Origin of the sequence: Staphylococcus massiliensis CCUG 55927, assembly GCF_000298075.1 — a bacterium.
Classification (GTDB): Bacteria; Bacillota; Bacilli; order Staphylococcales; family Staphylococcaceae; genus Staphylococcus; species Staphylococcus massiliensis.
The window spans coordinates 1,678,603-1,691,345 of record NZ_JH815593.1 but is presented as its reverse complement, the minus strand read 5'-3'; the positions used below and the strand labels follow the sequence as shown (position 1 = coordinate 1,691,345).

10 protein-coding genes are annotated in these 12,743 nt (G+C 39.2%); 4 read left to right on the top strand and 6 right to left on the bottom strand.

The genetic code is table 11. From position 1 onward, the window contains the following. The 4 genes from A33S_RS11810 to A33S_RS0108270 all read left to right on the top strand — a co-directional run. Window positions 1-1,091 (top strand): trans-sulfuration enzyme family protein (locus A33S_RS11810; protein ID WP_017176737.1); only part of this gene is annotated, 1,091 nt, incomplete at its 5' end. Continuing rightward, entirely contained in the window at window positions 1,075-2,913 is a 1,839-nt protein-coding gene (locus tag A33S_RS0108280; protein WP_026048985.1) for a bifunctional homocysteine S-methyltransferase/methylenetetrahydrofolate reductase, read from the top strand. The genes A33S_RS11810 and A33S_RS0108280, both read left to right, overlap by 17 nt. Continuing rightward, complete coding sequence (gene metE / locus A33S_RS0108275; protein WP_009383288.1) at window positions 2,910-5,135, top strand: 5-methyltetrahydropteroyltriglutamate--homocysteine S-methyltransferase; 2,226 nt, start codon at window positions 2,910-2,912, stop codon at window positions 5,133-5,135. The genes A33S_RS0108280 and metE overlap by 4 nt, the downstream gene beginning before the upstream one ends. Window positions 5,136-5,173: 38 nt before the next feature. Beyond that, window positions 5,174-5,914 carry a cyclase family protein gene (locus A33S_RS0108270; RefSeq protein ID WP_009383286.1) on the top strand — a complete coding sequence of 247 codons (741 nt, stop codon included), beginning with the start codon at window positions 5,174-5,176 and terminating at the stop codon, window positions 5,912-5,914. Between the two features lie 139 nt (window positions 5,915-6,053). Here A33S_RS0108270 and A33S_RS0108265 read toward each other — a convergent pair whose 3' ends face one another. From A33S_RS0108265 to mnmG, 6 genes are all read right to left on the bottom strand, one after another. After that, window positions 6,054-7,505 carry a carbon starvation CstA family protein gene (locus A33S_RS0108265; RefSeq protein ID WP_009383284.1) on the bottom strand — a complete coding sequence of 484 codons (1,452 nt, stop codon included), beginning with the start codon at window positions 7,503-7,505 and terminating at the stop codon, window positions 6,054-6,056. 148 nt (window positions 7,506-7,653) lie between these two features. Next, window positions 7,654-8,817, bottom strand: a complete 1,164-nt coding sequence (gene chrA / locus A33S_RS0108260) for a chromate efflux transporter (protein WP_009383282.1) — start codon at window positions 8,815-8,817, stop codon at window positions 7,654-7,656. Window positions 8,818-8,838: 21 nt separating this feature from the next. Then, window positions 8,839-9,141 (bottom strand): PadR family transcriptional regulator, encoded by a 303-nt coding sequence (locus A33S_RS0108255; protein WP_009383280.1) that lies wholly within the window; start codon window positions 9,139-9,141, stop codon window positions 8,839-8,841. Window positions 9,142-9,257: 116 nt separating this feature from the next. Further along, entirely contained in the window at window positions 9,258-10,094 is an 837-nt protein-coding gene (gene noc, locus A33S_RS0108250; RefSeq protein WP_009383278.1) for a nucleoid occlusion protein, read from the bottom strand. Between the two features lie 33 nt (window positions 10,095-10,127). After that, the gene (rsmG, locus tag A33S_RS0108245) at window positions 10,128-10,850 is read right to left on the bottom strand and encodes a 16S rRNA (guanine(527)-N(7))-methyltransferase RsmG (protein WP_009383276.1); all 723 of its coding nucleotides are present in this window, start codon (window positions 10,848-10,850) and stop codon (window positions 10,128-10,130) included. Continuing rightward, window positions 10,851-12,728, bottom strand: a complete 1,878-nt coding sequence (gene mnmG, locus A33S_RS0108240) for a tRNA uridine-5-carboxymethylaminomethyl(34) synthesis enzyme MnmG (protein ID WP_009383274.1) — start codon at window positions 12,726-12,728, stop codon at window positions 10,851-10,853. It lies immediately after the preceding gene. Between the last annotated feature and the right edge of the window lie 15 nt (window positions 12,729-12,743).

Genomic DNA, 12,743 nt, shown 5'->3' with positions numbered 1-12,743 from the left:
ATGACTCAGCGAATCAACCGCTATATTACTCGTCTACTTATCACCAAGATACGCTTAACGGTCAAAGTGATTACGATTATGCGAGAAGCGGTAATCCGAATCGAAAGCATCTAGAGTCGAAACTTGCGAAGCTTGAAAATGCAACTTATGCACTCGCTTTTAATGCAGGGATTAGTGCCATCAATGCTTTATTTCTATCCTTTAAAGCAGGCGATCACTTTATCCTTCCTGATGATGTATACGGCGGCACTTACCGACTCACTCAGGACATTCTAACACGATTTAATTTATCATTTACGACCGTTGATCAAATTGATTTATCCGCCATTGAAAGGGCCATTCAACCTAATACGAAATTAATCTACATTGAAACACCGTCTAATCCGTTATTTAAAGTTACCGATATTAAAGCCATTACATCTTTAGCGCAGTCACATGACATCCTAACAGCTGTAGATAACACCTTTATGACGCCACTCGGACAATCACCTTTAGCACTAGGAGCTGATGTCGTCATTCACTCGGCGACTAAGTTCTTAGGTGGTCATAGTGATATGATCGCGGGTGCATTAATGACCAATGATAAGGCTTTGCATCAAGATCTATACAATGTACAAAACGGAACTGGCTCAGCGCTTAGTGTCTATGATTGCTGGGTTTTAAGCCAACATTTGAAGACATTTCCGCTTAGATTTCAACAATCGGTGCAACACGCTGAAAAAGTTATCGCGTTTCTAAAATCGCACCCAAGTGTTGCACACGTCTATTACCCGGGAAATGATAGCGTTCACCAACAACAAGCATCTACTAACGGTGCTGTATTTGGTTTTAGGTTGAAACATGAAGATGCTTATCAAACATTTGTCGATCATTTATCGATTCCAATTGTTGCTGTAAGTTTAGGCGGCGTTGAAACGATTTTATCGCATCCTTTCACGATGTCTCATGCCTCTATTCCTGAACCGGTTCGAATTGCACGCGGTATTACGAAAGGGCTTTTCAGATTGAGTGTGGGACTTGAGGATCCAGACATCTTAATAGAAGATTTAAATCAAGCGTTAAATGAGGTGACTGATGATGACGTTACTTAAGAAACTTGAATCAAATATTCTTGTTGCTGACGGTGCGATGGGAACGATTCTTTACTCGGAGGGTTTAGATACGTGTCCGGAGGCTTATAATTTATCGCATCCAGATAAAATTGAGAAGATTCATCGGTCCTATATTGAAAGCGGGGCCGATATTATACAAACGAATACGTATGGTGCCAACTTTGAAAAGCTCAAAGCATTTGGCCTTGAGCATAAAGTTAAGGACATACATGTGAAAGCAGTCGAGATCGCGAAACGCGCAGCTCGAGATGATACGTATATTCTAGGAACGGTCGGTGGCTTTCGGAGCGTACGACAAACTGAACTGAGTCTGGAAGCAATACGTTACCACGCAGAAATTCAAATCGACACGCTCGTTAACGCTGGCGTAGATGGGTTACTCTTCGAAACGTATTATGATTTGGAAGAACTGTTGCAAGTGATTCAAGATACGCGGAAGAAATATGAAATACCAATTATTGCGCAGCTAACCGCTTCTAATATCCATTATTTAAAGGACGGTACAGAGCTAAATGAAGCGTTTGAACAATTAATTGAAGGCGGGGCCGATGTGGTTGGCCTCAATTGCCATCATGGTCCGCATCACATGTTAAAGGCTTATGCGCATTTGAAATTACCGAAGCAAGCTTACTTATCGTGTTATCCAAATGCGAGCCTACTTGACTTACAAGATCAAGCATTAACGTATAGCGACAACGCGACTTACTTTGGCGACGTTGCACGTTCGCTTATTGAAGAAGGCGTACGTATTATCGGAGGTTGTTGTGGTACGACGCCAGAGCATATTCAAAAGATTAAACAATCTGTTAAGGATATGAAGCCAATTACAGATAAACGCGTTGTACCTTTAAAGCAGCCTTCACGTCAAACGCGTCAAACTGAGGCAAAAGAGAACTTAACAACGGCAGTTAAAAAGCGTAAGTCTATTATCGTTGAACTTGATACACCGAGACATTTAGATACGACAAAGTTCTTTGAAAACGTAGAAAAGCTTGATAATGAGCGGATAGATGCCATTACGCTAGCGGATAATTCACTCGCTAATGTGCGTATTTCGAACTTTGCGGCTGCGAGCTTGATTAAACAACGTTACAATTTAGAACCTTTAGTACATATCACATGTCGCGACCGTAATTTAATAGGATTACAGTCTCATTTACTAGGTTTATCGATGATAGGCGTTAATGAAATTCTGACCATCACTGGCGACCCTTCTAAAATCGGCCATTTGCCTGGTGCAACCAATGTCTATGACGTGAATTCTAAAGGGCTCGCTGAACTTGCCATTCGCTTTAACCAAGGTATTAACACAGACGGCGCTGACCTTAAGGGTGCCACCCATTTTAATATCGCTGGCGCCTTTGACCCGAACGTTCGGAATATTCAAGGTTCTGTGAAACGACTCGAGAAAAAAATTGAAAGTGGCATGAATTACTTTATTACGCAGCCTGTCTTTTCAAGTGAGAAAATCATTGAAATCTATGAAGCAACGAAACATCTTGAGACACCATTCTTTATCGGCATCATGCCAATCACAAGTTATAAGAACGCTGTCTTTCTACACAATGAGGTGCCGGGCATTAAGCTTGAAGCGGATGTCTTACAATCATTTGAAGCCATCAAAGACGATCCTGAACAAACCCGCGCACTCAGCATTAAACTTTGTAAGTCACTCATTCACACCGTACATCAATACTTTAATGGTTTGTATTTAATAACACCATTTGAGCGCGTCGATTATTCAATCGAACTCGCGCAATACTTTAAATCTTTATCATCAAAAGAGGAGGTCATTTTATGACAATTAAAACATCAAATTTAGGATTCCCAAGATTAGGACGTAAAAGAGAATGGAAGAAACTTATCGAAAGTTATTGGTCTCAAAAGATCGATTTAGATACACTTCATACAGAATTAGCGAATTTGCATAAAGAAAATTTATTACTTCAGAAAAATTATCATTTAGACAGTGTCCCTGTTGGTGACTTTTCACTATACGACCACATTTTAGATACGTCATTATTATTCAACATCATCCCTAAACGTTTCCAAGGTCGTGACGTTAACGATGATTTATTATTCGATATTGCACGCGGCAACAAAGAACATGTCGCGAGTGCGTTAATTAAGTGGTTTAACACGAACTATCATTATATTGTGCCTGAATGGGACGATGTAACACCGCAGCTGAATCATAACGTTTTACTAGAACGTTATAACTTTGCGAAGTCATTAAATGTGAACGCGCATCCAGTGATTGTTGGGCCTATTACGTTTGTGAAGCTTTCTAAAGGTGGCGATCAATCATTTGATGAAAAGGTACGTACGTTACTACCGCTTTATAAAGAGGTATTCAATGCTTTAATCGACAGCGGTGCTTCTTACATTCAAGTAGATGAACCCGTACTTGTGACAGATGAAAGTCAATCTTTAGAAGCTATCACGAAAGAAGCGTATGACTATTTTGAATCTGAAGGCGTTGCGAAATCGCTTATCATTCAAACGTACTTTGAACGCGTAGATTTAGCTTTCTTAAATACCCTTCCTGTAAAAGGCTATGGCTTGGACTTCGTTCATGATCATGGGCATAACTTAGCTCAAATTGAAAAAGGGCTTTTAAATAAGGAAAAAACGTTGCATGCAGGCATTATTGATGGACGTAACGTTTGGGCGAGTGATATTGAGGCGAAGAAAGCGTTAATTGAAACGTTATCACAATATACAGAGGAACTGTATATTCAGCCGTCGTCATCTCTACTTCATGTGCCGGTGTCATTAGATGACGAAACGTTAGACGATGCTGTCCGTGACGGTTTAAGCTTTGCGACTGAGAAATTAGATGAACTTGATGCGTTGAAACGCTTGTTTAATGAAGACGATGATACAAAATTTGAAGCGTTTAAAACAAGTTATGACCGCTTCCAAAATCAAAGCTTTAAGAACTTAGAGTATGATTTCGATAGCGTTCGTACTGCACGTGCCTCAGCATTTAGTGTGCGTCGTGAGAAACAAGATGCGAAGTTACAATTACCGGAACTTCCGACTACAACGATTGGTTCTTTCCCTCAATCAAAAGAAGTACGTAAACAGCGTGCGGATTGGAAGAATAAGCGTATCACGGATGAGGCCTATGAAACATTCCTTAAGAATGAAATTAGTCGCTGGATCGATATTCAAGAGGAAATTGGTTTAGACGTATTCGTTCATGGTGAATTCGAGCGTAATGACATGGTTGAATTCTTTGGTGAAAAGCTACAAGGTTTCTTAGTAACGAAATATGGCTGGGTTCAATCTTATGGATCAAGAGCTGTAAAACCACCTATTATTTACGGTGATGTTAAGTGGACGGAACCGCTTACTGTGAAAGAAACCGTATATACGCAAAGTCTTACGGACAAACCAGTTAAAGGTATGCTTACAGGACCTGTGACGATTTTAAACTGGTCGTTTGAGCGTGTGGACGTTCCACGTGAAACGGTTCAAAACCAAATTGCGCTTGCGATTAATGAAGAAGTATTAGCGCTTGAAGCGAACGACATTAAAGTGATTCAAGTAGACGAACCTGCTTTAAGGGAAGGCTTACCGCTTCATTCTGAATTCCATGAAACATACCTTGAAAATGCGGTTAAATCCTTTAAACTTGCGACATCTTCTGTGAAAGATGAAACGCAAATTCATACGCATATGTGTTATTCGCAATTCGGTCAAATTATCCATGCGATTCACGATCTTGATGCGGATGTAATCTCAATTGAAACATCAAGAAGTCATGGTGATTTAATTAAAGACTTTGAAGATATCACTTATGACTTAGGTATCGGACTTGGTGTATATGATATTCACAGCCCACGTATTCCTACAGAAGCTGAAATTACGACTGCCATTAACCGTGGTCTTCAACAAATCGACCGCTCATTGTTCTGGGTAAATCCGGACTGCGGACTTAAAACACGCAAAGAAGAAGAAGTTATTGATGCATTAAACGTGCTCGTTAGCTCTGTTAAAAAACTTCGCCAGGGATAAGGCGGGGCGTAATTTAAGGAGAGAAAGGAGGGTTGCCCATGACATATCCTTTGTGGGCGCAACTCGAAACGTTAAAATCACATAAGTGGGTCGACCTTACCCACACTTTTCACAGCGATATTCCTCACTTCCACGCGTTTGACGGTGCAAAAGTCGACGTACCCTTTACGGTAGATAAAGATGGCTTCTTTGTACAAGAATGGTCGCTTGTGACACAATATGGCACGCACATTGACGCACCCATTCATTTCGTAAATCAAAGACGTTATCTGCATGAACTCGAGTTACAAGAGCTTGTGCTACCTTTAATCGTACTTGACTTCTCAAAAGAGGTTGCTGTAAATGCGGACTTCATATTAACGAAAGATCACATAGTTGCGTGGGAAGCGGAACATGGTGAGATTGAAGCGGGAACGTTCGTCGCATTTAGAAGCGACTGGTCGAAGCGCTTTGGTGACGCTGACCGCTTTGAAAATAAGGACGCTGAAGGAAACCAACATTTACCTGGTTGGGGACTTGATGCTTTGAAGTATCTATTTGAAACACGTGGCGTTAAAGCAATTGGCCATGAAACATTTGATACGGATGCATCGGTCGACATAGCGAAGAATGGCGATATTGTTGGTGAACGTTATGTGCTTGGTCTTGATACATTCCAAGTTGAATTACTTACGAATCTCGATCAATGCCCGACACGCGGTGCAATTATTGGAACGATTAGTCCAAAGCCAGATAAAGCGCCTGGCTTCCCGGTTCGTGCGTTTGCGATTGTGCCTTAGATAAAAATTACGCTACATGATAGGTTAACCTGTCATGTAGCTTTTTTGTGTTTGGTTTGTTTGGTTACTTTGAAAAGCGTACAGGTACTTGCCCCCATTTTCATAAAGAAAAAGCCTGGACTTAAGTCCAGACTTAAAATTAAGCTAATGATTGATGTGGAATTTGATAATCAAGTTCAAATGCTTTACCTGACGTGTTCTTCTTATATTGGTACATGAAGAAGGCAATCCATAATAACGTGAGCACGACGGCTAGATAATAACTCATCGTTAAATCGAGACCGAAGCCTATAGGTTGACTGAGAATATACGTGAAGATGTTCCAAGTCATGAATGTCGCTGGAATCATTGAAACGATGAAATTCTTCTTAGCTAACATGAGGTACATCGTGCCGACCCAAAGTGCAACGGTTGCTGTCGTTTGATTCGCCCATGAGAAGTAACGCCAAAGTAACATAAAATCAACTTGTGTTAAGATGAAACTCATGATGAATAATGGACCTGCAACGATGAATCGTTTCCAAATCTTACGTTGGCCAAGGTTAATGTAATCTGCAATTATCATACGCGCACTTCTAAATGACGTGTCACCACTCGTGATAGGTAGGATAATAACACCCAACACCGCGAAAGTACCGAATACGGAACCTAATAGAAGTGTTGAAACTTTACTTACAACTAGCGCCGCTTCACCTTTAGCGAGCACTTCTTGAAGGCCACCATAGCTACCGAATAAACTCATCGCTGCTGCAGCCCAAATCATTGCGATGATACCTTCAGCGATCATCATACCGTAGAAGATAGGACGTGCATTCTTCTCATTATTTGTCGTTCTTGAAATAATCGGTGACTGCGTCGCATGGAAGCCTGATAATGCACCACACGTAATCGTAAAGAATAGTAACGGAATTACGGGTGCGTTTTTAGGGTGCATGTTCTCGAGTGTGATTTCTGGAATCGGCGCACCTGTTTGAATCAGTCTAAAACCGACACCTAAAGCACTTATAACAAGTAATGCGCCGAAGATCGGATACACTTTACCGATAATCTTATCGATTGGTAACACTGTAGAAAGAATGTAGTAAACAAAGATTAGGAAAATTATAACGCCTAAAGCGATTTTGCCATCTACTAAGTTATGTAACAATAACGCTGGACTTGTGACAAATACTGTTCCTGTTAAAAGTAAAAGCAATAATGTAAATATGTTTACAAAGTGCTTCATGAGTTTGCCTAGAAACTTACCCGCTAATTCAGGTAGATGCGCGCCTCGGTTACGGATGGAAATCATACCTGTTAAGTAATCATGAACGGCACCTGCGAAGATACAACCCACTACAATCCAGATAAAAGCGACAGGTCCATATAGAGCACCCATAATAGGTCCAAAAATAGGTCCTACACCTGCAATGTTGAGTAGTTGGATGAGTGAATTTTTCGTCGTTTTCATTGGTACGAAATCGACATTGTCTCGTTGATCATGTGCTGGGGTTGGTCGTTGATTTTTAGGACCAAACATCTTATCAATGTATTTCCCGTAAGTAAAATAACCCAAAATAAGTAGTACGATAGAGACAATAAACGTTATCACATAAACCCCTCCCCTAAAATCGTGTAAACGCTTTCTCAAACTCTATCATAAATCTATTTTCACAAAATTGCCACATTAAATTTATGAAAATGAAAATTGTTGGAGAATTAGAAAAACCCTCCACTTAGTAGTGGAAGGTTACTTGATGTTAATAAAAGGCGATTCCGATGACTAAACCGATAAGTACGATGGCCCATGATGGGAACTTAAAATACATCAATAATGCGAATAGTAGTGCTGCAAAGCCAAAGTCCATATTCGTCTTGATTGTAGACGTCCATATAGGTGTGAAGAAAGCTGTGATTAAAATACCAATAACCCCTGCGCTTACGCCTTTTAAGACGGCTTTAACGTGATGATTGTTTTTCACAGCATCCCAAAACGGTAAAATGCCGAATAATAGTAAGAACGCTGGCAAGAATATCGCGATGGTTGCGAGTAAACCACCTGGAATACCTGATATAGCTGTACCAAGGTATGAAGCGAACGTAAATAAGGGGCCTGGTACGGCTTGTGCTGCACCATAACCTGTAATAAACGTATCTGCGTTCATCATGCCGCTCGGTACGAGTTCTTGTTGAAGTAGTGGTAAAACAACATGTCCACCACCAAATACCAATGCACCTGAACGATAGAAACTATCAAACATTTTAACCCAATGTGAGTTTGTCATTGAACTCATAATAGGAAGTATGAACAATAATATAAAGAAGAGTGATAATGACACTATTCCTAAAGATTTAGGTAAGTGAAATAACTTAGAATCGCCCTTTTCAGAAGTGTCAATTTCATCTCTTAAAAAGAAAAATCCGATAATACCTGCTATAGCAAGCGCTATGATTTGAATCATAACGTGATTGATAAGTAACGTCATTAAAAGAACAAATAAAGCAATGAGCTTTGTTTTCTTAGTTTTATTAAGCTTCTTACCCATACCTATGATCGCTTGTGCTACGATAGCGACCGCAACTAATTTCAAACCTTGAATCCATGTAAATTCTTGATTTGAACTTGAAAAGATTAATGCAAATAACATGAGAACGATGACTGAAGGTAAAGTAAATCCAATGAATGATACAATACCACCCATTAGACCTCCCCTAGCCGTCCCGATACCGATACCAACTTGACTGCTTGCTGGTCCTGGCAAGAACTGACATAAAGCTACTAAATCTGTGTAGGACTTTTCATCAAGCCACTTTCGTCTTTTTACATACTCGTCATAGAAATAACCTAAGTGCGCTGTCGGTCCCCCAAACGACATTAGTCCTAACTTAAAAGATATTACGAATATCTCAATAAGCCGCTTCAATTTTGTATCCCCCTCGTTTAATTAAACTTCTTGAATGAGTTCTTTCAATTTAGCCTTACTTTCCTCGAGAAACAAAATGCCATCATTGGTAATCTCGTAATACTTGCGATTATGACCATTCACTGTACGTGTTTCTGATTTAAGTAAGCCTTCTTTTTCCATTGTGTGAAGTATTGGATAAAGCGTACCTGAACTCATTTGATAACCATGTTCTTCGAGTTCCGCCTTCATCCAACTACCATAGATTGCTCCTTCCTTCGCATGATGCAAGATATGAATATAAATAAATCCTAGGAAAAGCTTGCGATGTAATTTCGAACGCATAAAATCAAACCTTTCTAATATCGAAAACCGATATCGCAATTCGATAATAGCATTATTAATCAATTGCTACAATAAAAAAGCTACTTTCAGAATGTTGAAAGTAGCTCACTTAAAGTTTATTTTTTATAAACGCGAATTTTAATTTCATAGTAGTCCTGATGTTCTTTCTCTCGTTGTTCAAGCTTCAAGCCTGAAGCCTTGATTTGATCAATACTTTTCGTAATTTCATCACGAGCTTCATTTAAGTCTTTCGTGAACTGAAAAGATTGTGCTTTGACTTTTTCAGGACCAGTTTTTTGTTTCACACGGTCTTCGGTTTGTTTAACATTTAGCTTTTGCGAAATGATGATTTTTACCATTTCTGCTTGTTCTTCTTTGGATAAATTTAGGAGCGCTCTTGCATGGCGTTCTGTAATTTTGCCCTCTCGTAATGCTTCGATAACTTGTTCGCTTAATTTAAGCAGTCTCAGTTTATTTGCGATAAAACTTTGACTTTTACCAAGACTTTTCGCAAGTTCACTTTGTGTCGCATTTCCAAACTCTAATAACTTCTTATAAGCTTCCGCTTCTTCAACAACAGACAAGTTCTCACGTTGAATATTCTCAATTAACGCGACAACTGCTGTTTCTTCGTCATCAAGTGGTCTAATAATCACATCTGCATACGCCATTTGGTTCATTTGTAGTGCACGAAAACGACGTTCACCTGCGATGATTTCGAACATACCTTCTTCAATTGGTCTCACTACAATGGGTTGTAATAAGCCATGGGTCTTGATGGAATCAGCCAATTCTTTAATTTTAGCTGACTCAAACGTCTGTCTCGGTTGATAGCGGTTTGGTACGATGCGTTCAATGCTTATCGATTCTACATTACTATATACTTCTTCTTTAGATACAGGGCTAATTTCTTTATTTTTTAAACCAAATAATTTAGAAAAAGGTTTTTTCATATTTCATTCGCTCCCTCTAACGCCTTTTGAACCTTATTCTTTTTCTAGTAAAGGTGATTTATTAGGTGTTCCAGGCTTTCTAGGATATTTCTTCGGTGTTTTACTTCGTTTATCAATCATAATCATTTGTCTTTCGCCAGCATCTTCTGGTAATTCAAAGTGATGAATCTGATTAACTTTCCCGCCTAATATACCTATAGCAAATCGTGCATCTTCAAGTTCCTCTAAACCTTTAGAAGATTTAAGTGACACAAACTGACCGCCTTTTTTAACTAGAGGTAAGCATAATTCGGAGAGCACAGATAATCTAGCAACAGCCCTTGCTGTAACAATATCAAAAGACTCACGGTAGTCTCCCTTACCAAAACTTTCAGCACGATCATGCACAAAGTTAACACCTTCTAATTCTAACGCATTTGCTAACTGATTTAAAAACTGAATACGCTTGTTTAAAGAGTCAACGATCGTAACGTGAATTTCAGGAAACACAATTTTCAAAGGGATGCTAGGGAACCCTGCCCCAGCACCAACATCACATAAATGTACGGGCTCCTTTAAATCCATATAGAAGCCTGCTGTAATTGAATCATAGAAATGCTTTAAATAAACATCGTGCTCTTCAGTAATGCTCGTTAAATTTACCTTTTCATTCCATTCAACCAACATTTTAAAATACATTTCAAACTGTGATTTTTGTGTTTCATTTAATTCGATACCTTCTTTAGATAAATGATCCTGTAGCCAATTAACACTCATCTATTGATTCACCCTTTGAATTTTACCTTGTTCTAAATAAACAAGTAAGATTGAAATATCTGCAGGATTAACACCTGAAATACGTGAAGCTTGTGCAATATTTAGCGGTTTAACTTCAGCTAATTTTTCACGCGCTTCTGACGCAAGACTGTCGACTTTGCTATAATCCATGTCTTCTGGAATTTTCTTGTTTTCCATACGTTTCACTTTATCAACTTGTTGAAGTGATTTGCTAATATAACCTTCGTACTTCGTTTGAATTTCAACTTGTTCTTCTACATCATCACTTAAATGTGATGTTTCTTCTAAAATATCTAAAATTGTCGCGTAGCTCATCTCAGGACGTCTTAATAATTCAATGGCTAAGATACCGTCTTTTAAGCGTGAACCACCTTTAGATTCAATGATTTCTTGTACACGTTCTTTAGGTTTAATACGAATATCAGTTAAACGTTTAATTTCGTCCTCAATTTGACGGCGTTTTTCGTTGAAGTTCTCATAGCGCTTTTCAGAGATAAGACCAAGCTCATAACCTAAGTCAGTTAATCGTAAATCAGCGTTATCATGACGTAATAGTAAACGATATTCTGCTCTTGAAGTTAGTAAGCGATATGGCTCGTTGGTACCTTTAGTTACAAGGTCATCAATTAACACACCGATGTAAGCATCTGAACGGCTTAAGATCACTTCTTCTTTACCTAACACACGACTCACTGCGTTAATACCTGCCATGATACCTTGGCCTGCCGCTTCTTCATAACCAGAAGTACCATTGATTTGACCTGCTGTATATAAATTTTTAATTTTCTTCGTTTCAAGCGTTGGCCATAATTGAGTTGGTACAATCGCATCATATTCAATCGCATAGCCAGCACGCATCATATCTGCACGTTCAAGACCTGGGATCGTCTTAAGCATTTCACGTTGCACATGTTCTGGAAGACTTGTAGATAAACCTTGAACATATACTTCGTTCGTATTGCGACCTTCAGGCTCTAAGAATAGTTGATGACGTGGTTTGTCATTAAAGCGTACGAATTTATCTTCAATAGAAGGACAATATCTTGGTCCAGTACCTTTAATCATACCTGAATACATCGCTGATAAGTGTAAGTTATCATCAATTACTTTGTGCGTATCATCATTTGTGTAAGTTAACCAACATGGAAGCTGGTCTAAGATATATTGTGTAGTTTCGTAACTGAATGCACGTCCTACATCATCACCAGGTTGAATTTCAGTCTTACTATAGTCGATAGATTTAGAGTTCACACGTGGTGGTGTACCAGTCTTAAATCGAACTGTTTCAAAACCAAGTTCACGTAAATGATCGGCTAACGTAATAGATGGTAACTGATGGTTAGGCCCACTTGAATATTTAAGGTTACCTAAAATAATTTCTCCACGTAAGAACGTACCCGTTGTTAAAATAACTGCCTTAGAACGGTACTCTGTTCCGACATTAGTTTTAACACCTTTAATTTCATCGTCTTCGATAATCAGTTCGTCTACCATACCTTGCATAAGGTCTAAGTTATCTTCATCTTCAATCACGCGTTTCATTTCTTGTTGGTATAAAACTTTATCTGCTTGAGCACGTAACGCACGTACTGCAGGTCCTTTACCTGTATTAAGCATACGCATTTGAATGTGCGTTTTATCAATCGTCTTAGCCATTTGGCCACCTAAAGCATCAAGTTCTCTTACCACAATACCTTTAGCTGGTCCCCCTACTGATGGGTTACATGGCATGAATGCTGTATTATCTAAATTTATTGTTAACATTAACGTTTTAGCACCTCTGCGCGCTGAAGCTAGTCCTGCTTCAATACCAGCGTGTCCGGCACCAACAACGATTACATCATAATTTTGTGTCATTCTCAGTTTTCACTC